This is a genomic window from Neobacillus mesonae (genome assembly GCF_023715155.1).
Lineage (GTDB): Bacteria > Bacillota > Bacilli > Bacillales > Cytobacillaceae > Neobacillus > Neobacillus mesonae_A.
Genome location: NZ_JAMBNQ010000002.1, coordinates 13,093 through 38,869 on the forward strand (window position 1 = coordinate 13,093; position 25,777 = coordinate 38,869).

Sequence of the window (25,777 nt, forward strand, 5' to 3'; positions counted from 1 at the left end):
CGATTCCATAGCGGTTACACATTATTTTTCTCATGTAGGGAATCGATTCCACATAAGCCGGCTTAATGGAAACCTTTTGTTAACAGAACTAATGTTTTTATTTTTCTGTAATATGGAATCGATTCCATAATAATGAATAAAACATCTTATGTATTTCAAACTATTAAAGCAATCATTTAATTTTTTTAGTAAAAAATGTAATCGATTCCATAAGAGCAGTTTACGACTGTCTTTGATGAAAATAATTTAGCATCTTTTCCTAAATTACTTTCCACACAAAAAAGGGGTGAAAAAAATGACGGAAAATCACAAAATAGCTGAAGAAGTGATTGATGCTGTCGGGGGAAGAGAAAATATTCAGTCAGTAGCCCATTGTGCTACAAGACTTCGAATTATGGTCATTAATAAGGAAAAAATTAATCAGGAGGAAGTAGAACAAATCAATAAGGTAAAGGGAGCTTTCTTTAATTCTGGTCAATACCAAATTATCTTTGGTACAGGCACTGTTAATAGAATTTATGAAGAAGTTGCGAACCTTGGTCTTGCTACTATGACAGCCTCCGATCAGAAGAAAGAAGCTGTCAAAAGCGGCTCCAAATTTCAACGGGCAGTGCGGACATTTGGGGATGTTTTTGTTCCAATTATTCCGGTCCTTGTGGCAACAGGTTTGTTTATGGGTCTTCGCGGTCTAGTGATGCAGGACCAAGTGTTATCCTTATTTGGGATGAAAACAAGTGATGTTTCGGAAAACTTCATATTATTTACGCAGGTTTTAACAGATACAGCCTTTATTTTTCTGCCAGCACTTGTGGCGTGGTCAACATTTCGTGTATTTGGCGGAACGCCCATTATCGGTTTGATTTTAGGGTTGATGCTTGTTTCACCTTCACTGCCAAACGCATGGTCCGTGGCCGGCGGGGATGTAACACCGCTTCACTTTTTCGGTTTTATTCCTGTAGTGGGTTATCAAGCTTCTGTGCTGCCAGCCTTTATTGCCGGTATTATGGGGGCTAAACTTGAAAGGGCGATTCGAAAACGAGTACCCGAATCCTTGGATTTAATTCTTACTCCTTTCCTGACGCTGCTTTTCATGATTATATTATCACTGTTAGTCATTGGACCGGTTTTTCACACCGTGGAAAAAGGCATTTTAACGGCAGCTACATCCGTGCTTTCCCTGCCATTCGGAATTGCCGGTATTATTCTGGGCGGCCTTAATCAGGTCATTGTCATAACTGGTGTTCATCATATCTTTAATATGCTGGAAATTCAATTGTTGGCTCAGTATCACAGCAATCCATACAATGCGATTGTTACTTGTGCTGGTGCCGCACAGGGCGGGGCGACTTTAGCAGTCGCATTAAAAACAAAATCGAAAAAATTAAAGGCGCTGTCCTTTCCGTCTGCATTATCCGCTTTCCTAGGTATTACGGAACCAGCCATTTTCGGAGTTAATTTACGTTATGGAAAACCATTTATCATGGCTCTGATTGGCGGCGCATGCGGCGGTTTCGTGGCTTCCCTGCTTAAGTTGAAAGCAACGGGGATGGCTTTAACGGTTATCCCAGGAACCCTGCTTTACTTAAACGGGCAAGTTATACAATATATCCTAGTAAATTTACTTGCCATTGCTGTTGCTTTCGTTTTAACCTGGATGTTCGGTTATTCAGATAAGATCAAGGATGAGATTGAAAAATAGTCACTGGAGGGGAAGGCAAGAACAGAGAACTTGCCTTTTCTCATGATAAAAATCATAAGGATGGTTTTGTAATGACAGAAAATGAACGACATCTTATGCAAAGGGCATACGAAGAGGTCAAAAAAAATCATGATATTGTGCAGCATGATCCATACCGCTTAGATTATCACTTGATGCCTCCAGTTGGCTTATTAAATGATCCGAATGGTTTAATTCAATATAAAGGTGTTTATCATGTATTTTATCAGTGGAATCCGTTTAATACCTCACACGGGGCAAAATTTTGGGGGCATTATACTTCTGCGGATCTGGCTCATTGGCGTGAAGAGCCTATTGCCCTGGCACCGAGTGAATGGTATGAAAAAAATGGCTGTTATTCCGGATGTGCGGTGGAATCAGAAGGAAAGCTATATTTGTTTTATACAGGGAATGTAAAACAGGAGGATGGAACACGTGACACGTATCAATGTCTGGCCGTTTCTTCTGATGGAATTCACTTTGAAAAGCATGGACCAATCCTGAATCTTCCGGAAGGATATACCGCTCATTTTCGCGATCCCAAGGTTTGGAAAGAAAATAACCGCTGGTATATGATTTTGGGGGCTCAAACAAAGGATGAAAAGGGAACAGTCGTCTTGTTTACCTCCATCGATCTTTTTCATTGGAAAGAAGCCGGCAGGATTGCTGGAGCAGGAATGAATGGTCTTGGGGATTTTGGTTATATGTGGGAATGCCCGGATCTCTTGCAATTAAACGGGAAAGATATTTTAATGGTATCACCCCAAGGGTTAGAGTCTAACGGTCATTTATATAATAACTTGTTTCAATCAGGATATTTTGTTGGTGAATTTGATTATGAAAAGAATAAGTACCAGCCTGGACCATTTGTCGAGCTTGATTGCGGGTTTGACTTCTATGCCCCGCAAACCTTTAAGGATGAAACAGGGAGGACGATACTCTATGGATGGATGGGGATGACAGATGAGAATGAGCAGTATCAGCCAACCATATCCAGAAATTGGGTCCATGCTTTAACAATACCAAGAGAGTTAGAGTATAAAAACGGGAAAATTTATCAAAGGCCAGTTATGGAGTTAGTAAAACTTCGAAAGGATAAGGGGATAGTCCATCACGTAAAAATTCATGGACAACCAGCGCAATTTGATGGAGTGGAAGGAAAAACTGTAGAGCTGGTTCTGGAAGCATTGAACGTAAATGAAGGGAATTTTCAAATCTCCTTTAGAAATGAGGCATCCTTAATCTACGACTCAAGTAAAAAGGAAATCAGTTTGCAAAGAAAAAACTTTCGAACTTGTTTGCAAGAAACAAGAACTTGTTCGATAGCTTCACTTTCGATGCTTCATATTTTTATGGATCAATCCTCGTTAGAAATTTTCATTAATGATGGTGAAGAGGTATTTACAGCACGCTATTTCCCCAATCCTAAAGATGAAACGATTACTTTTCAAGGAAATGCTTCCTTTAGTCTGACAAAGTGGGGGCTTGGGAAACTATAAGAGAATGTTATTTCATATTTTAATTTGAGGTGTAATATGAACGGTGTATTATGTTTAGGGGAAGCTCTGATTGATTTTATTCCATTAGATCCTGACAATTTAACATATCAAAAATCTCCTGGCGGTGCGCCGGCTAATGTTTCAGTTGGTATTGCAAAGCTTGGAGGAACTGCTGCTTTCCTGGGGAAGGCAGGCAATGATGTGTTAGGGCAATTTCTCCATGACACATTAAAAGGATACGGAGTCAATACCTGTTCCATGATTTTTACAGAAGAGGCGAGGACTGGTGTCACATTTGTTACCTTAGAGCCTTCTGGGGAACGGCACTTCAGCTTTTATATTAATCCAAGTGCAGACAGCTTTTTACAGAAGGAAGAAATAAATTTATCTTTATTTGAGGAATATAAAATTTTCCACTTTGGGTCAATTTCATTGATTCGAGATCCTGCAAAAAAAGCGACATTGCATGCATTAGAGATTGCAAAAGAAAAAGGACTGCTTATTTCCTATGATCCTAATCTTCGCCTGGGCTTGTGGGATTCAGAAAAAAGGGCAAAAGAAACCATCCTGGCTGCTATTCCCTATGCAGATATCTTAAAAGTTTCCGATGAGGAGCTCACCTTTTTAACAGGCTGTACGAACATAGAGGAAGGTATCGCTAAATTACCTAACAACCTTCTTACATTGGTTACTTTGGGCAGTGAAGGATGCATCTATTGTTTTAAAGGACAGGCAGGGAAGGTACCGGCACTAAAGTGTTCTGCGGTAGATACCACCGGTGCTGGAGATGCGTTTGTATCAGGAATTCTTTATTCAATTAATAAATCTCAGATACCATTAGGGGAACTTTCTGAATCTGCAATCGTGGAAATGATTCGCTTTGCTAATATTTCTGGAGGATTGGCTACAACCAAAAAAGGGGCAATGTCTGGTTTGCCGACCATGCAGGAAATACAAAAACTGTTAAAAATAAATCAGGACAATTGACCAATGAAAGGATACTCTATAAAGGAGTATTCTTTTTTTAATTGGGATGTCCAATCTATTTTAACCCTTATCAATGAAGAGACTTATTTAGATGTGTTACAGGGAACCGCCCCAAAAGTAAAGGAGGCTTTTTTGAAAAAAAGCAGCACCATTCCATTATCATTCTCCTTGGGAGGTTATGTTGATTTTTTCAAATTGGCTAAAGATATCACAATTTCTATATAATAAACATAAATAGATCTGTAAATAGAATCGACGTTTCAATAACATATTCCTGGTGTTTTTTACAAACGGAAATAAGAGGATTTTCTAGTTATTTAAAAAATGGTTATGTGATAAATGAATAGGAAGTGGTTTAAATGAATCAATTTCTTCAGATGGGAGCAAATACAGTTTTAAGTTCCCCAAAAGGTACTATTACTGTTAGCTATGAAATTTCTAATTCAATAGATATTTCCTTAACAGCTTTCCTTTTGACTGATTCAGACAAGGTACAAGGAGATAGCGGGATTATATTTTATAATCAACCAAAGAGCACTTCTGGTGCTGCTGCCCTTTTACCATCTGAGGAAGCAGGTAATACAAAAGTACATAAAATTAATTTTGACATGAGTAAAGTCCCTGAAGGTATTACTAAAATAGCTATAACTCTTACAGAGGATAATAACACGGGATTTTCAAATGTAAAGAATTTAAAGGCAGAGGTATGTACCGATCATACGATTATCCAGTTAACACCATCCAGTTTTACAAAAGAAAATGGAATCGTAGTATTAGAATTATATCTAAGAAATGGTCAGACAAAGGTAAAATCAATCTGGCGCGGATTTGATTCCGGTCTTGAAGGATTATGTAAAAATTATGGTGTTGAGGTTGAATCTGATGAGCAAAACAAGCCTTCTGAACCTAAAACGATTCAAAAACAAACACCAAAAGAACCTGATAATAAGCAAACTGTTTCTGAAAATAGTCAAAATACGTTGTCATCGATCAGCCTTGAAAAGGTAAAGGGTAAGATAAGTCTCGACAAAGGTCATAAGCCAGTGATCATTGATAAAACACCAGAAATTACGGCTACGGTATCTTGGGAGACTGGAACAGATTATGATATATATGCTTTAGTCTATACAAAGGATGGCAGGCAGGTAGATGTAGCTATGTTTGGGGCAGATGGAACACCCCCCCTCAGGAGTTACGGCAACGGAGCACTGGAACATATGGGGGATGTTGGGAGAAATAATCAATCGACTAAGAAGGAAATTATTAAATTAAGGTTAAATGATGATATTCTCGCAGTTGTTCCTGTGGTGTATTCTGCTCAGTCAAATGGAACAGGGTCATTTTACAGATACAAGGTGTCTATGAGTATAGATAATCATAATGGAACCTCCGTTACGATATTCGCCAAGAATGCAAATAATAATGATAGAATTTATTCCTGTGTGCCTGGAATACTTCATAATACGCGAGATGGAGTTATTATAAATCCATTGGAGCTTTATAGTAAACCGAAGTCAGAGCGTAGGCCTAAACTTAGAATGGGCTCTTCAAATATGGTAGAAGTTATAATGGATAAAGGACCAATAAATGATTACAAGTAGACAAGAAATATTAATATGAAAAGTGCGGAGGCTGTTGTGGAAACGGTAATTTTTTCTCAATAGCCTTTTTTTCCTGCCGTAAATAGGTTTTGAAAAAATGTTTTGTTCGAATAGATCATTTCGATTTCTAATCTTCTCATTTTGTATATGCAGGTTATAAAAGAAAAGAAGTCGTTTGTGCAGTAGAATGGCCGGAAAAATTTACAGAAATGATGGAGTTAGATTATTTAGGGTTATCCTTATTGATAATCCGATGCAATAACGTGGAAATGAAAATAGCCACGCGGGTCCTGTGTGGCCAGGAATGAGAAGGACAAAATGATTATCTTACATTAACTATTGTAGAGTTACGTTTATTTTCGGCTCAATTAGTTTTGTTGGTCTGTTTCACGTGAAACAAATAGGTCGAACGATAACCTAAAAAAGAAAATCTTCTTCCATTCATACATGTTGGAACCATAATATACACAAAATATCTCTAACACACAATGTTGGAGATGTGAAGGATGCAATTAAATCAAACGTATATCAAACTTTGCAATGTGAAAATCTATTGTGAATATGGGATAAATGAAAAGCCTCCCCTTCTTTTAATTCATGGATTTGCTTCTTCTATTTATACATTTAATCTTCTAATCCCTTTATTAAAAGAATATTTCTCCATCATCGCTATTGATTTACCTGGATTTGGAAGAAGTGAAAAATCGGCTTCCTTTGTGTATTCTTTTCAAAATTATGCCAAGATCGTTGCCGATTGTATGGACTATTTTAAATTAAAAGAGGTGAATATTGCAGGTCACTCGATGGGCGGCCAAATTGCATTATATACAGCGAAAGTTATTCCTGAAAAAATTAAGAACTTGGTGCTATTATCGAGTTCCGGCTATTTAAAAAGAGCAAATAGAGCGTTAATTTTCTGTACCTATCTCCCCTTCTTTCACTATTTCATAAGAAGAAAGGTCCAAAGTAAGGAAGTACGGGAACATTTGAAAAACGTATTTTATCAGCAATCCCTCATAACAGAAGATTATATTGAGGAATATGGAAAACCATTGCAGGAAGAGGGCTTTTATATCTCCTTGATGAGATTACTTAGATATCGTGAAGGTGATTTATCAAGTATGGAATTAAAGAATATTACGATTCCAACTTTATTACTTTGGGGAGAAGAGGATCAAGTCGTTCCAGTTCATATTGGTCATCGATTAGCCAATGACTTGCCTAATGCTAAACTCATTACATATGAAAAAACAGGCCATTTAATTACGGAAGAACGCTCGAATGAAGTTTTTAAAGAAATCTTAAACCATATATTAATATAGAAAAATCCAGTTAACTAAACTTCATCCTTACATGGGCCATCGAAATTGCTATCTCACTAATGAAGTCAACTTTTCGAGGCTCTTATGAAAAAATATACCCTCAAAAACGTCCATACCTATTTCATGTGGGCAAAAATTGGCTGACGAATTATTCCTTCTCACCGAATCATAAAATAGCTATTTTTTCAATTAGTACTCCTTTCATCCTTCATTTACCAATACTTGGGCCCTTTTAGTATTAAGAATACATTTTTCGTAAAATCGGAACCCAAAACAAGTGGAGAAAATAGCTTCTCCACTTGTTTTACTTATTCATAAAAGTTAATCTAAATCAATGACGACAGCCTTTGTTTTCGTATAGATTTCAATACCGGGATAGCCATGTTCAGCGCCAACTCCACTTTGCTTAAATCCTGCAAGCGGAACTGCTGAGTCGCTATTATAGTAAGCATTTACCCAAACGGTCCCAGCGTCAAGCGCATTGATCACTTTATGAGCTTTATTGATATCTCTTGTATGGACGCCGGAGGCTAATCCATACTCAGTTAAATTGCCGCGTTCGATAACTTCATCAACATCATCAAATGGAAGGATGCATAGAACAGGACCAAAAATCTCTTCCTTCACAGCTCGGCAGTTTTCGTTCAAGTCGGCAATAATGGTTGGTTCTAGGTAATAACCATCAGCAAGACTGCTGTCTGCCGGGGCATTGCCGCCAGCTAAAATCTTCCCGCCTTCTTGTTTTGCAATCTCAATATAGTTCGTTACACGCTCATATTGTTCTTTTGAAACAAGCGGCCCCATTTCTGAAGTTGGGTCAAACGGATCACCAACTTTTAAGTTCTTCGCCATTTCCACTAATTTATCGGTAACTTCCTTGTATACAGGTCTTTCCACATAAACGCGTGAACCAGCAGCACAGACCTGGCCTTGATTCATCGTAAAACCAAGAAATGCATTTTGAACCGCCTTTTCAATATCTGCATCTGCAAAAATGATATGCGGCGATTTTCCTCCCAATTCTAATGTCACTTTTTTCAAGGTATCGGCTGCTTTGCGCATAATTCTTTTACCAACAGAAGTTGAACCGGTGAAGGCAACTTTATCGACATCAGGGTGGCTTGTAATGGCTTCACCTGTCGTACTCCCAGGGCCGGTAACAATATTGACGACCCCATCCGGGAAGCCTGCTTCTTTAATTAGTTGGGCTAAGTATAAAGTCGTTAAGGATGTAAATTGGGATGGTTTTAAGACCGATGTATTTCCAGCTGCTAATGCCGGAGCCAATTTCCAAGCAGCGCCTAAGATAGGAAAATTCCATGAGGTAATTTGGCCGCAAACGCCAATTGGCTGTCTGATGGTGTATGCGTGTTTATTACCGCCTGACGTTAACGTCATTGTTTCCCCATTTAATTTTGTAGCCCAGCCTGCATAATAACGAAAATGATCCGCAGCCCCTAATACCCAGCCATGACGGGAGAGGCTTTCAATACTGCCAAAATCAATTGTTTCTAAGTACGTTAATTCTTCTACATGTTCTTCAATTAAATCTGCCAGCTTATGAATTAACCGCGTACGTTCTGCAGGAGAATACTTTGACCATGGACCCTTGAAAGCTGTTTTTGCTGCGGCAACAGCCTTATCCACATCTTCATCACCAGCTTCGTATACTGTTGCGATCACTTGACCGTTTGCAGGATTAATCGATTGAAATGTCTTACCTGATACGGAGGCTGTAAACTCGCCATTAATAAACATTTTTTTGGGCTCTGATAAAAATGTTTTGATTCTTTCTTGTACAGAATCTAATACTTTTTCCATTTGTTCATCTCCTTTAAATAAGAATAATAGTTGATCTAGCGTAATGGTGGGTTGTTGTGAACGTTTCCAGTTTAACAGTGGAAACCTTTTCCTATCATTATAGTAAATTTTCCTATACAATTAAAATATTCCCAATTTTCTGAGTAGCATATCCCTAAAAAGGAGTGATAGGATGACTTTTTCTCAGACTCTTAAACATCAAATTCAAAAACTAGAGGAAATTACCAGCCATGAAGAACAATTGTATACTATTCTTAAGTTGTATATGGAACTTTTTCCTGTCTTGGATTCCTATTTATTTCGCTATTCTTCTTTGGGCTATTTAGCAGAGGGAATAATTGCGATTGTTCCTAGTGGATTTATACATATTCGTGATATGAGGGATGATGTCAGGTCGCTTCCAATTATTCACTCGGCCATTCATGAAAGAAAGGCCAAGTATTCTTACGGTATTGACTTTTTCAAGCAGACAAATTGCAAATATATGGTTACTCCTAAAAACAATTCAATCGCAGTTACGCCAATATGTGTTGATTCTGTTGTCATCGGATATATTTGTACGACTGAATTTAAACAAACTGGAAATATCAATAAAGAAATGCTGTCTTATTTGACACACTTTGGAAAATTGATAGGAAAGGTATTTGTTCGGTCCGCTAAACCTCAGCCGTCACAGCTCTTAAGCAGACGAGAATTGGAAGTAATGAGAAGGATTTCTTGGGGAGAAACAACAAAGGAAATAGCGAGTGTATTGGGAATCAGTGAACTTACCATCCAACAATACGTTCAATCTGCTGTCAAAAAACTAGGAGTGCAAAATCGTGTACATGCGGCAGCTGAACTAATTAGAAAAGGAATTCTTCAATAAATAAGTTTTCTCACCCAATTCTATTCTTAAATCGAAATTCAATGCAGGTTGTAAATTTTTGTAATAAAACTGCCGGTTAAATCGTGCAGTGAACTGTACCATAAATAGTGGTATTTTTATTTTCGTGTATTTGAGACGATATGGTGATAATAGAACACATATCGTCTCTTTAAATTTTAAAAAGCAATTGTCCCAAATACCTTTTTGATTCAAATAAAGAGAGCCATACTGCTCCCTTATAGTCGTCTGCTAAATATAAATCTATGGGTGAAGGTATTTCATATAAATTTTATCAGTTACCTGCTAAATTCACCCACACAAGGGTTGTCTCTCTAGAATATATATAGGATTGACTCTATTATTTAAGCAATAAATTTTAAGAGTTGATGATGTGAATTTAAAAGGGAGATGAATTTATGGGATTAAGACCAGGTTGTGAGTTTCAAACGGAAACATTCACCAACCATGATCTGATTACAATAAATGACGGAAGTCAGGCTTCACCTTATCCATCCCCTATCGTCGTTTCAGGAATGACAGGCAATATTATTAAGGTGACAGTAAAACTTATTGATATCAGCCATAATGAAACAAATGATATTGATATTATGCTCGTTGGTCCGGATGGACAAACAAATGCTATCATCATGTCGGACGTTGGGTTCACCAATGCTATTAGTAATGTGACGCTTACTCTTGATGACCAAGCGCCAACCGCACTGCCAGATACACAGGATACACCAGTTTCTTCTGGTACATTCAAGCCCACCAATGCAGGGACTGTTTTGGATCCCTTCCCAGGGGGGGCACCTCAACCATCAGGAGGCGATATGCTGAGCAGTTTTAACTTTACAAATCCAAATGGTACATGGAATCTTTATGTCGTTGACAGCCAGGGACAAGGAGATGCAGGTATGATTGCGGGTGGATGGGAATTAACGATTGTTACAAGCACCTGTACTCCATAAGAGGAACAATACTTTGACAAGGGTTTGTCCCTTGTCAAAGGTGAAGCATACGGGAGCCGTATTATTCTTGAAATGACTTTAGTGATGTCTGTTTTCGTAAATATGGTTGTTATGACGTAACTTTTAACTTAAAATATCCTGATTCTAGTAAAAACTTATACGCTATTAGCGGATTTCGTTGTTCTATTTGCGAAATCTTATATTAACCTATATTGGTGTTCTATTAGAGACATTTTGTGGCGATCCTTAAGGGAATTCCCCAGCCTCCAATTCAAATTATTACGAATTAGGTTTTATTTTAGATGATAATTATTTGGAAAGTCCCCCAATTTTCCTGACGTGCAAACTGAGGATAAACGGATGTAAAGTGAATGATGATAGAAGCTTGATCTAAATGAGGGTATGTGTTGAAAAACAACCGGTCGCCGTATCTAATGGCCGTTAAGGCGAGAGGTAATTCACGTCTGAATATTTCATTGCGTTTGGCTGAAACTGACAGGTTAGGTGGTTCTTGATCTATAGATAAATATACACAAAAATAAAAGGAGTTTCCATGTTGTTTCCATTCAGCCAAGACTTCATCTCTCAAAGAAGTGATTTTGTCCCAGGCATAATTCCTTCCAATGTTTAAAAATAGTTCTCCAGTTAAATCAGAGTGAGTTAGTGTGTAGCGTCTTGGAATAACGGCTTTTGCAGCACCAGCACCGTCCATGTATTCCACAGATAATTTTTCTGGATAAAAAGTGCTCAAGTAATCAACTCCCATCCGTTTTTTATCAATATGCAGATGGTGATTTGTTTATGTGTAAATTTACATGCGAAATATATCATTCTTATAAAAAAAGGAAGGATTAAAAATCCCTTATCAAATTTAGATATGGAGTATTTAAGTTACCGTTAGTGTAAGTGTTTCAGCCTTAGGTCCCAGTAGTATTCCCATCCATGTTGATCAAGAAAAATTATTTTATTTAGCGGGTCAATGATAATATAAGTTTAAGAAACAGGAAGAAACCAATTGAACTTTACCTTTTAGAGGTAAAATGTTTATGAATTATAAAAGCTGACAGGGGCTGCAAGTTAGAGATGGGGGGTGAAAGGTGAATTCATGGTTTTATTACATAAAACAATATTTACGTTTTAAGTCATGGTTTTGGTTTATTTTGTTTTTAGCTTTTGAAGCTGGAGCAATATCTAAATACTTCCACCTATTTGGGTCTTTCACATCTTATAATGCTCCATTGTGGCAGGTGATCTTTAACGCAGTCTTAGGATTGGTTTGTTTAGGGATATTCTTTCAATTACAATTTCGAAAAAGCTGAAACCGCAGAATGGAATGTTTCAGGAAGTAAAAAAGCCAGCCAAGGACATTATGCGGCATACCTTGGCTGGCTTAGCTATTCTTCTAGAATAAGTAATTGGAAGTGTTTACACAAATAAGCTTAATAATAAAATTACTGCAAGACCGGCAACAGATATAATGGTTTCAAGTAAGGTCCATGTGGCAAATGTTTCTTTCATGCTTAACCCAAAATATTCTTTGAACATCCAGAAACCAGCATCGTTAACGTGAGATGCAATGACACTGCCAGCGCCTGTTGCCAGTACAACTAGAGCAAGGTTAGCGTCAGTTTGTCCTAACATTGGAATGACCAGCCCAGATGTTGTTAGTGCAGCCACTGTTGCTGAACCTAAAGAAATACGTAAGATTGCAGCAATGATCCAAGCTAACAGGATGGGTGATAATGAACTTCCTTTGAATAATTCGGCAACAAAGTCACCAACACCACCGTCAATTAAGACTTGTTTAAAGGCACCGCCGCCGCCAATAATTAAGAGCATCATTCCAATCTGTGAGATAGCGGTTGTACAAGATTCCATTACATTTTTAATTGGAATTTTTCTTGCTAATCCCATTGTATAGACGGCAACTAATAAGGAAATCAGCATAGCAGTACCAGCTTCACCAATAAAACGAATAAATGCTAGGAAACTATTATCTTCAAATCCAATCAATTTCTGAAGAAGAGTAATAATGGTAGCAATCGACATTAAAATAACAGGCAGTAAGGCAGTAAATACACTGATTCCAAATCCAGGTGTATCCTCTAACTTAAATTCTTTTTGTTTCCCTAAAGAAGCGATATCACCAGACTTTGTGAATGAATCCGGTACCAATTTTTTAGCAAGTCTTGTGAATACAGGACCAGCTAAAATAACTGTAGGAACAGCAGCAATAATGCCGTAAAGTAATACTTCACCAATGTTTGCACCAAACTCGCCCGCAATAGCCGTAGGCCCTGGATGCGGCGGCAAAAATCCATGAGTGACAGATAAAGCTGCTACCATTGGAATTCCCAGAAATAATATAGAGACCTTCAGCTGTCTCGAAATGGCAAAGACAATTGGAATTAATAATACTAATCCTACTTCAAAGAATAGTGCAACCCCAATAATAAAGGAGGCAAGCACGACAGCCCATTGAATATTTTTTTCGCCAAATTTGTTAACAAGGGTCATCGCAATTCGCTGCGCGCCCCCTGAATCTGCGATCAGCTTCCCTAACATGGCTCCAAGTCCGAAAATTAACGCCAGGTGGCCAAGTGTTCCGCCTAATCCTGTTTCAATGGTTTTAACAATGGTATCTAACGGCATTCCGAGTGCTAAAGCAACCCCAAATGATACAATGATTAATGAGATAAAAGTGTTAAGTTTAAAGCCCATTATTAAAATTAATAATGCGACAATTCCAATTGCGACAATAACTAATGGCATTGTTAGTTCCTCCTAGTAGTGTTTTGCTAAACTTCTTTGATAATCGGCAATACGTGTATAATCTTCTTCTAATGCTCTGGATAAATGAATAAAAATCGGAAGCAATTGCCTGTACTCTTTTGTTGCATCTTCTTTAGGCGTATGTTTGAAGGTGCTGCCAACCATTTCAGAAACGATCTCAAATGAGTCAATTTTGCCGGCGGCATATAAGCCTAAAATACATGCACCCAAACATGAACTTTCATAGCTTTCCGGTACGACGACGTCTGAGGCGAAAATGTCTGACATCATTTGCCTCCAAACCTCTGATCTTGCAAATCCTCCTGTTGCTTGAATGCGTGTTACAGGACCATCCATGCATTCAGTCAGGGCTAAAAATACGGTATATAAATTGAAAATAACACCTTCTAAGGCGGCTCGAATCATGTGTTCTTTTTTATGTGACATGGTTAAACCAAAGAATGATCCGCGCACGTCAGGATTCCATAATGGTGCACGTTCCCCTGCAAGGTATGGGTGAAATAATAATCCACCTGCACCTGGTTTTACACGTTCAGCAATCTTGGTTAAGACTTCGTAAGGGTCAATTCCAAGTCTTTTCGCTGTTTCTACTTCTGATGATGCGAGCTCATCCCGGATCCAGCGAAGGACCATCCCCCCATTATTTACCGGTCCGCCTATGACCCAATGGTTTTCTGTTAAGGCATAACAGAAGATTCTTCCTTTTTCGTCTGTCTGCGGTTTGTCAATAATGGTTCGAATGGCACCGCTTGTCCCAATGGTTACCGCAATTTCACCTTTTCGAATAGCGTTGACACCTAGATTTGACAGCACTCCATCACTTGCACCGATAACAAATGGGGTTTGTGGATCAATCCCTATTTGTTTTGCTAAATCTGGATTGCAATTGCTGAAAATCTTTGTTGTTGGTACAAGCTTAGATAGTTGATCAGGTATAACACCTGCAATCTTTAATGCCTCTTCGTCCCAATCTAATTTTTCAAGATTCATCATTCCCATGCAGGAAGCAAGGGAATAATCAACAACATATTGACCAAAGAATCTTTTAAAAATAAACTCTTTGATGCCGATATATTTTTTCGCTTTATCAGCTATTTCTGGACGTTCATGCACAATCCAGGCAATCTTGCTTAATGGTGACATAGGGTGAATCGGTGTTCCTGTTCGTTTATAGACCTCATGACCATTTAACTCTTGTTTGATTTTATGTGCCCATGCTTCACTGCGGTTATCCGCCCAAGTGATGACAGGGGTAAGCGGCTGATCGTTTTCATCTATAGCTATAACACTGTGCATTGCACTGCTAAAAGAAATAAACGACGGTTTTTTATCTGAATGGGCTTTCATAATATTCGAAATAACTTCCAGTACCGCTTGGAAAATCTCTTCTGGATTCTGTTCAGCCGTAGAGATATCCGGTGTGTACAGGGGGTAGCCTATATTTTCATATTGAATGACTTTCCCCTTGTCACTAAATAACACGGCTTTGGTGCTCGTGGTACCGATATCAATACCTAACATATAGCTAGTCATCTTGCTGTTCCGCTCCTTTAGATAGCATTTGCTGTGACCTCCATAAGTCCTCTACCTTTCCTTGAACATCATCAAAGTTTTCATGCAGAGACTTAATCATGAGGTTCCTATCCTTTGTTTTTATTGCATCAATATATAGTTCATGATTTTTTACAATCCGGGTAAAGTCATCATACTTTTCCTTGAACCGTACACGCATGGATAAGAGAATGAAACTTTCCATCACGGGTTTTAAATTATTCCAAATCATCAGGATGTAGGAATGATCAACAGAACGAATGATCGTTTCGTGGAACAAGACATCTTGATAGGAAAATTCATCAGCATCTTGATACTTCACGGCAACCTTCATCATTTCTACTATTTTGCTAAGTTCCATTGTTAATTCACTCGTGTCCATTTTTACAAGACGTTCAAACACAAACGTTTCTATCAGCAGACGAACATCATATATTTCTTCTATTTCCTTTTCTGTTAAACCAATTACAATAGCACCCATTTTTTCTAATCGGATGATATTTTCAGATGATAGCGTTTTTAACGCTTCACGAATGGGAGAACGGCTCACTTCAAACTCTGCAGCTAATTTATTTTCTGATAAGGTGGTATCGCTTTCAATCAAGCCGGAAATAATACGCATCCTAAGTTCATGAGCTACACGGTCTCCAGTTGAAGCTTTGGAAAGCCATTTTTGAGGATAAAGAAATTCCTTAGATTTATTCAAAAAATTCACCTTCTAAAAAATTCATGTATACCTGTATACAAGTATTATAAATGAAATTGACTATAATGCAAGCGTTTTATTAAACTGCAGTTCTTGTAAATATTTCCCGCAGTCCTAAAATTATATGAGAGAAAGGCGGTCATAAAAAAAGACTCTAGCATTGAAAGTGTGATGCCAGAGCCTTTTCTATGAAATTTAATATAGTAAAACCGTTAATTTTAAATGAGCAGAGGGTTTTTCAAATTTGAATCAGCCATACGACAATTGGGCCTAAAAAGGAGCCGATGATGGCACACAAAGTCATCGTAACAGAACTCATCGAAAAGGTCAGTTCACTGTACTCGGCAGCTTTAGAAGTTCCAATAGCATGAGATGCACTGCCTAGAGCAATCCCTCTGCCAATCGGGCTATGCACACGCAGAAATTTAAAAATAGAAGGTGCTGCTATTGACCCGAAAATCCCCGCAATCATTACACCAACAATTGTCATGGAAGCATTTCCTCCCAATTCTCCAGCTACTTCAATTGCAACAGGAGTCGTAAGGGATTTAGGAATGATAGAAAGAATTAATGTATGATTGATATCGAGTAACTTAGCCAGAAGACCGACACTGACCATTCCAGATACAGCTGCAATTAAAACCCCTCCTAATATGGGGACTAAATGATTCATTAAAAAATGACGCTGCTTATACAATGGATAAGCAAGTGCCACAACGGACGGTCCTAAAAGCGAATTAATCCATTGTCCGCCCATCATATAGCTGTTATAAGGAATATGGAACACTAAAAGGAACACGATAATAAGAGTGGTTGCAGTTAAAATGGGTATTAAAAAGGGATAAGAAAAACGTTTATATAATTTAGTCATTAAAAAATAAGCAGCCACGGTTAATAAAATCATGCTGAATGGGAAGAGAATCTGCTGCATTCCTTATCATCCCCTCCTTTTTGTCCCCTTTTCTCCAGAAACTGACCCGCTATTCCCGCTATGGCAATGGTAATAATGGTACTTAAAAGTACAGCTGCAACGAACAGCACTCCATGAATAGAAAGCAAGGAAGGATAGTTCATGATCCCAACTGTTTTCGGGATAAAAAATAGCATTAGTATGCTTAACAGAAAACCTGCCCCATTCTCTATATACTTAACTGGGATTATTTTTAAACATAAACAAATAAATAATAATAAGAGACCAATTATACTGCCTGGAATAATCAGGTGGAAATAGGTGTGAATAACAGTTCCAATAAAAGTAAAAATATATAAAATACATATTTGTAATATGATAATAAGAGCTTTCATGCTTGTGTCCCCTCTTTTTGGGGGGAAATTTCCCTTCTTCCTATTAATGATTGATATAAAAAAGACACTTAATTCAAGTTAAAAGTGAATCAATGAGTCATAGGGTTTTCTTCATTATCTATAAGATTGGCTATTATGGTTTGTGCATGATCAATATGGTTCAAGACAGCCTCTGTTGTTTGGCGTACATTCCTTGTTTTTAGCCCCTCAATCATTAATTTATGTTCGTAATAAATCTCATCTACGCTTTGTCCAGCCTTTAAAGCAGCGAATCTAAACCAATTAAACTGGTCAGTGAGGTTATGGATTAACTGATACAATCGATGATTTTGGCTTAACTCTGCCAGGAGCAGGTGAAAGGAAGAATCATAATAGACAAACTTTAAAGGATCTTCCCTAAAGTCATATAGCTGCTCGTCTGCCTTCTCAATCTTATCGATTGTTTCATGATTAAGAAGAGGAATCAGCAGTTCAATGGCCAATACTTCGTTTGCTTTTCGCAGTTGAAAAACTTCATCAACATCCTGTTTATTAATCGTTTTGACCGAAATGCCTTTTCTTGGTACAGATAGAATCCATCCTTCTAATTCCAGCTGCTGCAAAGCTAATTTTAATGGGGTGCGGCTGATCCCAAGACTTTCACTGAGTGACCGTTCATATAACATCGATCCGGGTTCAATTTGGTGTTGTATAATGGCTTTCTTAATTTCTTTATAGGCATGATCTTTAAATAGTTGGGGCTGTTCCGCTTTTAAGAAGGTCATCAATTTTCGTCCTTTATCTAATAGTTGTTATATCGTATGAGATTATCAGTACAGTGTATAAATCTATGGAAAAGAATATGGCATCTGGTATACCAGATGCCAATGGAAAAAGTATATCACTTGTTTCGCCTTTTTACAACCTCCCGATAAGGGTCTATTCACAAATGCCTTGTGGCTTTGTTAGTTATTTTGTATCTTTACTGATTGACTATAAGCTATCCCAGTTCATTTTTCCGGCATCATTGAATAGAGGGTGATCCTCATAACGTGTAATTTGATTCATGTCATCAACAAAAACCACTCTGGGAATAAGTTTTTTTACTTCATCCTCATCCAAGAGTCCCAAACTCAAAATAATCACCAGATCTCCTGGTTTAAATAAATGTGCCGGAGGGCCGTTAAGGCAAATTTTACCCGAGCCTTCAGGGGCTGGCAGGGCATAGGTTTTCCAGCGTGTCGCATTACGAAGACTGGTAACCTGCACCATTTCATATGGATAGATATTCGCCATTTTCATAAGTTGAGCATCGATTGTAATGCTTCCTACATAATTAAGGTCTGCTTCCGTTACGACGGCACGGTGAATTTTCCCTTTACACATAAGTCTTTTCATTGTGAAGTATACCCTCTGCTTTCTGTTTATGAAGTCACAAATACTGTAACAGCTTATGTCATAACAGATTTAATGGTGAGTAAGACATCTTTAAAAAGAAACCCAGTATTTATCCGCCCTTACAATCTCGACATCCTCACATAATCTGGTACAAGTAAGAGCTGGATAGGGGGAAATAATCTATGCGTTATGGATTAAGTTGTAAAAAATGCGGGAAACAGATGGCGTTTAAAATAAGAGAAACGAAATGCAGCTGCGGCGGAACATTATTAGTGGAATACGATCTGGAAGAAGCGGGCTGGACACTCACAAAGGAAAACCTAAAAGAACGTGACACTGCCATGTGGAGATACAGAGAGCTTCTTCCTATTCATAAAAAGGAGAATATCATTTCATTAGGAGAAGGATGGACCCCGTTAGTTCGGCTTCATCGTGCTGAACGAACCCTTCCGCTTCAAAAACTTTGGGTAAAAAGAGAAGAACAAAACCCGACGGGCAGCTTTAAATCACGGGGCTTTTCAGCGGCTGTATCCATCGCAAAGGAGCACAATATCCAAAAGGTAACAGTAAATTCAAATGGAAATGCCGGCTCAGCTTTAGCAGCCTATGCTGGTCATGCAGGGATGGAAGCCTTCATCTTTCTGCCTCAAGATTGCCCTGGAATCATTGTAGAAGAATGTAAACATTATGGTGCCCATACATTCTTGGTGGATGGACTCATCCATGATGCTGGGAAAATTATAGTGGATGGCGAAAAGGAACAGGGATGGTACAATGTCGGGACACTCAAGGAACCAGGAAGAGTGGAAGGAAAAAAGACAATGGGGCTGGAGTTAGCGGAACAGCTTAATTGGAAATTTCCCGATGTGATCATTTATCCGACAGGAGGAGGCTCAGGAATCATAGGAATGTGGAATGCATTTCAACAGTTAAAACAATTGGGATTCATTCATGGGGACTTTCCGCGTATGGTAAGCATACAGGAGAAGGGGTGCCAGCCGATTGTCAATGCTCTAGAAAGCAAAGAGGCTTTCAAGCCGCGGACTCATGGTGTTCGTTCAAGTCCAACAGGCATGCGCGTGCCAAGCCCGCCAGATGGTGATTTGATTGTTTCCATTCTTCGTCAGTCAGGCGGAACAGCCATTGCGGTCACAAAAGATGAGATTCAACAAGGCAAGGCTGCCCTGGGCTCATATGGTATTTCTTCATCTCCTGAGGGAGCAGCGACATGGGCAGGGCTCATTCACCTTATTGATCAGGGCTGGATACGTCCCACAGATGAAGTAGTATTATTTAACACCTCACATGCACTAAAATACCTGCCTTGGAATCAGCATCATTTACCCGTAATCAGGGATTATCAAGAATGGGTTAAATTAACGTAAGCAAAATTAAATCGCCGGCGTTAGATAGTAAGATATCGAGCGGCAGGTGGTTGAATTCACAAGCTGTGCAAATTGTACGCAGGCAACAAGTAATATCAAAATATTTATACGAAGGAATATGTTTAAAAATACAGGCAGTTGAAAGAATGTAAAGCTTTGAACTAAATCATTTCTGTCATGAATTCGATAGTATTCGAAGCGGCCCTGCTCTGGACTTTGGATAATAATGGTTTGGCAGTATTACATTTTTAAATCTGCTTTGGATATATTATAAATGCCCTTGTGATTATTTTTGTGATGAGGAAAATGCTTAATATATAAAGGTGATAATAAATGGAAGCAAATAAAGTTAGCGAAACCCGTATTGTTCATACTGATCAAGTGCTCATTAATGATTTGAACAATTATCATACATTATTTGGCGGAGTTTTAATGAAAAAGATGGATGCTTGTGCAACACTTTCTGCCCGCAGGCATACACGGGTAAAGCAATGTGTTACAGCATCAACAGACTCTGTTAATTTCATTGAGCCGATTATGGTAAGTGATTCTGTTTGTATTGAATCGTTTGTCTGCTATACCGGAAGAAAGTCCATGGAGATTTTTTGTAAAGTGATTGCTGAAGACCTTGAATCTGGACACCGTAGAATTGCAGCTACTGCATTTTTAACATTTGTTCCGCTTGATGAAAATAAGAAACCGCTGAAAGTGCCGCCGGTTATTCCGGTAACAGAGGAAGAAAAGTATTTATTTGAAATGGGAAAAGAACGTGAAAAAATCCGCAAGTTAAAGAGGGATCAAAATAAAGACCTTGTGTCCAAACTTACGATAGACAAACCCTGGAATTATTAATTTAAACGAATGGAGTTTGATTGTGTGTTAGTATCATCTGGTTACGAGGAATTAAAAGATGCACAAATGGCTATCGCTAATTTAAATGCTGAAGAACCAACGATTTATCAAAAATTTTTAAATGTCATTCATCTGACCCACCAATTGCAGTATGGGTTTCAATATATGGGTGCATTATTAATGGATGAAGACCCAAGTAAATACGTTCCCGAGTTCCAAAATGAATACGTATTGTCTATCTATCAACAGGAAATTGATAAATTAAAAACAGATAAAAGATTCCCTGAATTAAAACACCTGCTAAACTCATATAAACAAATCAGCTATGCCAATATTAGCAAGTTAGCATTAGGGGAAAAACCGAGAGAATTAGTGGGTCCGAAAATCATCCATTAAAAGCTTCCTATTGGTTAAATATTCTTATCCATGCCTCGGACAGGCATAGAAATTTTATGAGCAGCAAAGCATTTATAATAAAGTTAAAAATGGACGCCTTTTTTAGGAGCGTCCATTTTTTTAAGCCTAAAAGTCAATATGATCAGGGTCTGGTCCGACTCGATGGTTTTGATTCAGTTGATCAATTCGATTCATTTCATCCATTGTTAGTTCAAAATCAAATACGCTTGCATTTTCAACGATTCGCTGCTCTTTTGTTGATTTAGGAATCGTGATAACTTCATTTTGTAAATCCCAGCGGATTATAATCTGAGCCGTTGTTTTATTATGAGCATGTGCAATTTCTTGGAGCACTGGGTTATCTAACAATTGACCTTGCATAAGCGGAGACCAGGCTTCTAATTGAATTTCATGTTCACGGCAAAAGGCCTGAATTTCCTTTTGCGATAAGCGTGGATGGTATTCCACTTGATTCACCATTGGAATAATTTCTGCATCTTTCATTAAGTCTTCTAAATGATGAACTTTGAAATTGCTTACCCCAATTGCTCTTACCTTTCCTTGGTTATAAAGCGTTTCTAATGCACGCCACGCTTCTTTGTATTTCCCTTCTACAGGCCAGTGGATCAGATATAAATCTAAATAATCTAAACCAAGTTTCTTTAAACTCAAGTCAAAGGCAGCAATCGTTGAGTCATAACCTAAATCAGAATTCCAAACTTTTGAAGTGACAAATAAGTCTTCCCTGGAGATGCCTGTTTCTTCAAGTCCTTCACGGATTGCCTGCCCAACCCCTTCTTCATTTTTATAAATGGCTGCTGTATCAATGCTTCGATAGCCATGTTTAATAGCGAACTTTAAAGCATGTACTAATTCAGGTCCTTCTTTAACTTTAAATACTCCAATACCAAGCCAAGGCATTTTGACGCCGTTTTTTAATATAGTTGTTTCCTTTATACTCTTCACCATTTTATCTGCACCTCCGGTTAGTTCAATTAAAATAATTTTTCGGTGAACTGATTTTTTGATTGTATCACCACTTAAAACAATTACCTAAAAATGGAACAAAAGTCAACTTATCTACTTAACAGAGTCAATAAATTAAGAAAAACTTAAGCTTTAATTGGTACCGTTAATCCAAGATGCACTAATTATAAAAATCGTTGATGGGAGGATTGGCTGATGGTAAACCCAAGGAAATTAAAAATCTTACTTGCAGCCTCGATCATGGGATTAGGAACGGTCAGTTACATACCACATGCATATGCGGAAAATGCAGCAGAGGCCGAAACAGCACAGGAGTCAAACCAGCTGTTAAAATTAGAAATTCAGGGGCTGAAGCTTGACCAGTCATTCTCACCTGATGTAAAGACATACTCTGGTACAGTGGAAAATGAGATTCAAGAAATTCATTTACTTTTAGAAGGAAGCACGCCGGATTCTTCCATTACAGTTAATGGAGAAGCTGCAGGAAATGGTTCTCCCAAGATTTATTCACTAAAGACGGGGGAAAATGTTTTCATCATTACAGTTCATAACAGAACGAGTGAACCCCGTACGTATCAGCTTACCATTACCAGAAAGCAAAATGCGAATAATTCACTGAAAGACATTCAATTATCAAGCGGCGTGTTGTCCCCAGTTTTTTCTTCAGCGATTACCAGTTATCATATTAAAGGGCTAAATGCCAAAGAGAGGATCAAAGTTGTTCCAGCTGCCGCCGCAGAAACATCCACTGTAAAAGTTAATAATAAATTGGCTGCAAAAGAGGGTGCTGACGTGGATGTTCCAATCGGGGAAAGCGATATTCGCATTACTGTAACGGCAGAAAATGGAGAATCAAAAACGTATAACCTGCATGTAAAACGATTAGAGAGTAAGGATAGGGAGCTGGATATGTTAAACGCGGAATCGGCTGTTCGTCCGCAGCCGGCAGCCAGTTCATCGTCCAGTACAAATCGGAAAGCAAACCTGAAGCAAAACAATCAACATAACGTTCCAGCGGTTAAAGTGCAAGAAATGGCTGCAACAGGAAGGTCCCAGCAGACAGCCGGTTCAGAACAAAAAACAAGTAAGGCCATGCTTTCGTCTCTTACCGTTTCTACAGGCACGTGGGACAGTTCTTTTGTTAAGGATGAATTTACTTACCATATCGCAGTAGAAAAAGGAACAAAGAATGTCACCATTTCGCCTGCAGCGGCATACAGCAGTTCAACAATCAAAATAGAAGGCGGCACTACAAAGACAATTCAATTAGAAGATGATAATAAAACCATTATTTCTGTCGTAGTCAACTATGATTACGATGATCGAAAGACCTATGTTCTTGTGTTTGATAGAAAATCATCATAAGGCAGCGGGCGCTATGTGATTTTACATGGTGCCCGCTGCCTCACTATTTTGGATGTGCACTCCAGGTGACTTTCTCTTTGGATGTTCTCTATAAAATTTGAAGCAGCCGTCCAAGCTCATTCTTCTCGTCAACGGACAGTATTTGCTCTGCTAACGGAAACAGCATTTTCTCCTCCTTAGCGAAGTGTTGGATTAAGGTAGCATGGGCCTGGACAGCATATACTGTCATCGTTTCGGCATCATCTTCATCAATGGCGGGTCCCAGCTCGTCAGCCTCTGCTAAAAAATCTTTTAAATGCTGTTCCGCTTTCTCATGTTCCGCTTCCATCGTTTCAATCGTTCTGTCATTTTCTCCGAGGCGGCGGACCATCATGGGGAACAGCCCATCTTCCTCTCGTTTGGAATGTGCCTTTAGCTTTCCATTGAAGGCCGAAATTTGCTTGTATAATTTCGCAAACAGTTGAACCACACCGGGTCCTGAATTGAATTCTATCTCTTCTGTCATATCATAGAATAGGTCCATATCTGCCCGGAGTGATACATGTTCGTCTCTTAATTGCTGCAGAGGAGCACTTAATATCATCTTTGAATCCTCCCCAACTTTTATTCATTCCTCTTAAAGCATAAGGCAAAAATGGCTGTAATTTAGTGACCGTCATCACACTATTGCATGGATACCTAACAGATTAAATACAAATGCGGACCAACCGTCTGATCGGCTGGCCCGCATTTAATGAAAATCATAGAATCTATATTTTTTAATTATTGATTAGATTGAAGTGATTTTAGGCTGTCTTCTGAAAACAAGGGTCATTGAAGTAAATAACTTCGGAAAGAATTTTGCAGCCCTTCATGTCTTTAAGAGCCTCTTTTGCTTCTTGTTCTGTTTTGAATTCGAACATCGTAATAGTTGAATCTAAATAACGAGTGATAACCCACATGGAAATTTCCTCCTAAATGAAAGTTTTTTCTTTCCTAAAGACAGGGCCTCTATAATGAATGGCTAAGAAAACATGATGTTAAATCCTTAGCCTAATGAAGTCTCAATCCTGGTCATAAAAGAATGTTTTATTCTTTATTCATTGCTACAGACCAATCATAATGCAATAATGGAAATAAATAAAATGCTAAAAAATTATGGTATGATATAAGTAAATATTATATGGCAAATATTGGAGGTAAATAGTGGATTACCGTGATTGGGAAATTCTTAAGATCCTCTATAGTCAAAAAAATATAACGAAAGCAGCGAGGCTTTTGTTCATTACACAGCCTGCATTAACTAACCGTTTAAAGCATATGCAGGAGGAATTAGGCGTTCAAATTGTCACTCGTGAAAGCAGAGGCGTTCATTTTACCCCGCAGGGAGAATATCTTGTTCATTGTGCGGATGATATCCTAGCTCAATTTAATAAAATTAAAGAGCATGTACGGAATATGAGTAATGATGAAGAAAATAATGTTGCAGGAACATTGAAATTAGGTGTATCAAACTTTTTCGCTAATTACGAGCTGCCCCATATTCTGAAATTATTTAAAGGTAAATATCCTCATGTGGAATTTAAAGTGATGACGGGCTGGAGTAAAGATGTCACACAGCTTATACACAATAAAGATGTTCATATTGGCTTTGTCCGAGGAGATTACAGCGGCAGGGGACTGAAGAAACATTTATTATTTGAAGAAGCCGTTTCAATTGCCTCTCAGAAGGCAATTGATTTAGCGGACTTGCCTAATCTCCCAAGAATTGATTATAGCGGTGATTACTTATTAAAGTTATTAATTGATAATTGGTGGGCAAAAAATTATACCCAGCCTCCATTCATTAGTATTGAAGTGGATCAGGTTGATACCTGTAAGGAAATGGTTAAAAATGGACTTGGCTACGGCATCTTATCCAGCAGGGTGTTAAAGGATACGGAAGGGTTATATAAAATGGATTTGACAGATTCCAACGGAGAGCCTTTATTACGCAGAACATGGATGTATTATCATAAGGAATCGCTGGAGTGGAATGTTGCAAGGGCTTTTGTAAACTTTATAAAGACAATGGGGGTAGAGGAACACCCCTGAAAACATTTAATTTAGGGAAGGAATGCATTTTTCCTCTTGGGAAAGATGCATTCCTTCCTTTTTTACTTGATAGTAATGTTGATTTAGTGATATTTGGTTCATTATAAGGTAATTTCAACCATTCTTACTTAAACAAGGCTCTTTTCTAAAAGATTGTTGCTTTTTGCTCCCTTTTTAAGATTCGTTCAAAAAATAGAGGTAGAA

General features: G+C 38.2%; 25 protein-coding genes. 13 read left to right on the top strand and 12 right to left on the bottom strand.

Annotation, left to right across the window (positions count from 1 at the left end; translation table 11 throughout):
- Positions 1 to 295: 295 nt before the first annotated feature.
- The 5 genes from M3183_RS02920 (at position 296) to M3183_RS02940 (ending at position 7,126) form a co-directional block, all read left to right on the top strand.
- Positions 296 to 1,699, top strand: a complete 1,404-nt coding sequence (locus M3183_RS02920; RefSeq protein WP_251466310.1) for a sucrose-specific PTS transporter subunit IIBC — start codon at positions 296 to 298, stop codon at positions 1,697 to 1,699.
- Between the two features lie 71 nt (positions 1,700 to 1,770).
- Positions 1,771 to 3,216: a glycoside hydrolase family 32 protein gene (locus M3183_RS02925; RefSeq protein ID WP_251466312.1), complete on the top strand. Its 1,446-nt coding sequence runs from the start codon at positions 1,771 to 1,773 to the stop codon at positions 3,214 to 3,216.
- A gap of 36 nt (positions 3,217 to 3,252) precedes the next feature.
- Positions 3,253 to 4,203 carry an aminoimidazole riboside kinase gene (locus M3183_RS02930; RefSeq protein WP_251466314.1) on the top strand — a complete coding sequence of 317 codons (951 nt, stop codon included), beginning with the start codon at positions 3,253 to 3,255 and terminating at the stop codon, positions 4,201 to 4,203.
- Between the two features lie 359 nt (positions 4,204 to 4,562).
- A complete protein-coding gene (locus tag M3183_RS02935; RefSeq protein ID WP_251466316.1) occupies positions 4,563 to 5,804 on the top strand; it encodes a TerD family protein in 1,242 nt (413 codons plus the stop codon).
- Positions 5,805 to 6,310: 506 nt separating this feature from the next.
- Positions 6,311 to 7,126: an alpha/beta fold hydrolase gene (locus tag M3183_RS02940; RefSeq protein ID WP_251466318.1), complete on the top strand. Its 816-nt coding sequence runs from the start codon at positions 6,311 to 6,313 to the stop codon at positions 7,124 to 7,126.
- 321 nt (positions 7,127 to 7,447) lie between these two features.
- Here the strand turns inward: M3183_RS02940 and M3183_RS02945 are convergent, their stop codons facing one another.
- Positions 7,448 to 8,947: an aldehyde dehydrogenase family protein gene (locus M3183_RS02945; RefSeq protein WP_251466320.1), complete on the bottom strand. Its 1,500-nt coding sequence runs from the start codon at positions 8,945 to 8,947 to the stop codon at positions 7,448 to 7,450.
- A 172-nt stretch (positions 8,948 to 9,119) separates the two neighbouring features.
- Between M3183_RS02945 and M3183_RS02950 the strand changes: the two genes are divergently transcribed.
- Together M3183_RS02950 and M3183_RS02955 are read left to right on the top strand one after the other, a co-directional pair.
- A complete protein-coding gene (locus M3183_RS02950) occupies positions 9,120 to 9,815 on the top strand; it encodes a response regulator transcription factor (RefSeq protein WP_251466322.1) in 696 nt (231 codons plus the stop codon).
- 416 nt (positions 9,816 to 10,231) lie between these two features.
- Positions 10,232 to 10,783: a hypothetical protein gene (locus M3183_RS02955; protein ID WP_251466324.1), complete on the top strand. Its 552-nt coding sequence runs from the start codon at positions 10,232 to 10,234 to the stop codon at positions 10,781 to 10,783.
- 298 nt (positions 10,784 to 11,081) lie between these two features.
- On the opposite strand, the gene M3183_RS02960 is transcribed toward M3183_RS02955, so the two are convergent.
- Complete coding sequence (locus M3183_RS02960) at positions 11,082 to 11,534, bottom strand: staygreen family protein (protein WP_251466326.1); 453 nt, start codon at positions 11,532 to 11,534, stop codon at positions 11,082 to 11,084.
- 346 nt (positions 11,535 to 11,880) lie between these two features.
- Between M3183_RS02960 and M3183_RS02965 the strand changes: the two genes are divergently transcribed.
- Positions 11,881 to 12,102: a hypothetical protein gene (locus M3183_RS02965; protein ID WP_251466328.1), complete on the top strand. Its 222-nt coding sequence runs from the start codon at positions 11,881 to 11,883 to the stop codon at positions 12,100 to 12,102.
- 106 nt (positions 12,103 to 12,208) lie between these two features.
- On the opposite strand, the gene M3183_RS02970 is transcribed toward M3183_RS02965, so the two are convergent.
- From M3183_RS02970 to panD, 7 genes are all read right to left on the bottom strand, one after another.
- Positions 12,209 to 13,555, bottom strand: coding sequence for a GntP family permease (locus tag M3183_RS02970; RefSeq protein WP_251466330.1), 1,347 nt, complete (start codon positions 13,553 to 13,555; stop codon positions 12,209 to 12,211).
- 12 nt (positions 13,556 to 13,567) lie between these two features.
- Positions 13,568 to 15,109, bottom strand: a complete 1,542-nt coding sequence (gntK, locus tag M3183_RS02975; protein WP_251466332.1) for a gluconokinase — start codon at positions 15,107 to 15,109, stop codon at positions 13,568 to 13,570.
- Positions 15,102 to 15,833, bottom strand: a complete 732-nt coding sequence (locus M3183_RS02980) for a GntR family transcriptional regulator (protein WP_251466334.1) — start codon at positions 15,831 to 15,833, stop codon at positions 15,102 to 15,104. Before M3183_RS02980 ends, gntK begins: the two co-directional genes overlap by 8 nt.
- A gap of 238 nt (positions 15,834 to 16,071) precedes the next feature.
- On the bottom strand, positions 16,072 to 16,764 hold the full coding sequence (locus M3183_RS02985) for an LrgB family protein (protein WP_251466336.1): 693 nt from the start codon (positions 16,762 to 16,764) through the stop codon (positions 16,072 to 16,074).
- On the bottom strand, positions 16,734 to 17,138 hold the full coding sequence (locus M3183_RS02990; protein ID WP_251466338.1) for a CidA/LrgA family protein: 405 nt from the start codon (positions 17,136 to 17,138) through the stop codon (positions 16,734 to 16,736). The genes M3183_RS02985 and M3183_RS02990 overlap by 31 nt, the downstream gene beginning before the upstream one ends.
- Positions 17,139 to 17,227: 89 nt before the next feature.
- Entirely contained in the window at positions 17,228 to 17,902 is a 675-nt protein-coding gene (locus M3183_RS02995) for a GntR family transcriptional regulator (protein WP_251466340.1), read from the bottom strand.
- A gap of 208 nt (positions 17,903 to 18,110) precedes the next feature.
- The gene (gene panD / locus M3183_RS03000; RefSeq protein ID WP_251466342.1) at positions 18,111 to 18,515 is read right to left on the bottom strand and encodes an aspartate 1-decarboxylase; all 405 of its coding nucleotides are present in this window, start codon (positions 18,513 to 18,515) and stop codon (positions 18,111 to 18,113) included.
- A gap of 182 nt (positions 18,516 to 18,697) precedes the next feature.
- Between panD and M3183_RS03005 the strand changes: the two genes are divergently transcribed.
- The 3 genes from M3183_RS03005 to M3183_RS03015 all read left to right on the top strand — a co-directional run bounded on the left by M3183_RS03005 (position 18,698) and on the right by M3183_RS03015 (position 21,148).
- Positions 18,698 to 19,900 (top strand): threonine synthase, encoded by a 1,203-nt coding sequence (locus M3183_RS03005; RefSeq protein WP_251466344.1) that lies wholly within the window; start codon positions 18,698 to 18,700, stop codon positions 19,898 to 19,900.
- 333 nt (positions 19,901 to 20,233) lie between these two features.
- On the top strand, positions 20,234 to 20,752 hold the full coding sequence (locus M3183_RS03010) for an acyl-CoA thioesterase (protein WP_251466346.1): 519 nt from the start codon (positions 20,234 to 20,236) through the stop codon (positions 20,750 to 20,752).
- Between the two features lie 24 nt (positions 20,753 to 20,776).
- Positions 20,777 to 21,148, top strand: a complete 372-nt coding sequence (locus M3183_RS03015; RefSeq protein ID WP_251466349.1) for a hypothetical protein — start codon at positions 20,777 to 20,779, stop codon at positions 21,146 to 21,148.
- 126 nt (positions 21,149 to 21,274) lie between these two features.
- Here the strand turns inward: M3183_RS03015 and M3183_RS03020 are convergent, their stop codons facing one another.
- A complete protein-coding gene (locus M3183_RS03020; RefSeq protein ID WP_251466351.1) occupies positions 21,275 to 22,117 on the bottom strand; it encodes an aldo/keto reductase in 843 nt (280 codons plus the stop codon).
- A 213-nt stretch (positions 22,118 to 22,330) separates the two neighbouring features.
- On the opposite strand from M3183_RS03020, the gene M3183_RS03025 reads away from it, so the two are divergent.
- Positions 22,331 to 23,500, top strand: coding sequence for a cadherin-like beta sandwich domain-containing protein (locus M3183_RS03025; protein ID WP_251466353.1), 1,170 nt, complete (start codon positions 22,331 to 22,333; stop codon positions 23,498 to 23,500).
- Between the two features lie 88 nt (positions 23,501 to 23,588).
- Here the strand turns inward: M3183_RS03025 and M3183_RS03030 are convergent, their stop codons facing one another.
- Both M3183_RS03030 and M3183_RS03035 read right to left on the bottom strand, forming a co-directional pair.
- Positions 23,589 to 24,083: a hemerythrin domain-containing protein gene (locus tag M3183_RS03030; RefSeq protein ID WP_251466355.1), complete on the bottom strand. Its 495-nt coding sequence runs from the start codon at positions 24,081 to 24,083 to the stop codon at positions 23,589 to 23,591.
- 202 nt (positions 24,084 to 24,285) lie between these two features.
- A complete protein-coding gene (locus tag M3183_RS03035; RefSeq protein ID WP_251466357.1) occupies positions 24,286 to 24,441 on the bottom strand; it encodes a hypothetical protein in 156 nt (51 codons plus the stop codon).
- Between the two features lie 244 nt (positions 24,442 to 24,685).
- Here M3183_RS03035 and M3183_RS03040 point away from each other — a divergent pair, with 244 nt between their 5' ends.
- Complete coding sequence (locus M3183_RS03040) at positions 24,686 to 25,573, top strand: LysR family transcriptional regulator (protein WP_251466359.1); 888 nt, start codon at positions 24,686 to 24,688, stop codon at positions 25,571 to 25,573.
- The last annotated feature ends 204 nt before the right edge of the window (positions 25,574 to 25,777 follow it).